This is a genomic window from Shewanella sp. M16 (genome assembly GCF_018224605.1).
GTDB classification, from domain to species: Bacteria; Pseudomonadota; Gammaproteobacteria; order Enterobacterales; family Shewanellaceae; genus Shewanella; species Shewanella oncorhynchi.
This window is the reverse complement of sequence record NZ_JAGTUL010000165.1, coordinates 1-255: the sequence shown is the minus strand read 5'-3', so window position 1 is coordinate 255 and position 255 is coordinate 1. Positions and strand designations below refer to the sequence as shown.

Annotated in this window: 1 rRNA gene; it reads right to left on the bottom strand. The window is 51.4% G+C overall.

The window, feature by feature from the left end:
* Positions 1-142: 142 nt before the first annotated feature.
* A 5S ribosomal RNA gene (gene rrf, locus KFE26_RS23880) occupies positions 143-255 on the bottom strand; the annotation flags it as partial.

Here is a 255-nt window from a genome sequence, read left to right as displayed (position 1 = left end):
TAGCGGCGGGCGACCGCCATGGATGGTGGAAGTGTCAATATTGGAGGAACATTTATTGACCGACATCGAGATAAGTTTTCGCGAAGCGTATAAGCACAAAAGCCCTAGCGGTTTAGGCTAGGGCTTTGGTGTTTATTTGGATGCTTGGCGATGACCTACTCTCACATGGGGAGACCCCACACTACCATCGGCGCGTTTGCGTTTCACTTCTGAGTTCGGGATGGGATCAGGTGGTTCCACAAGGCTATTGTCACC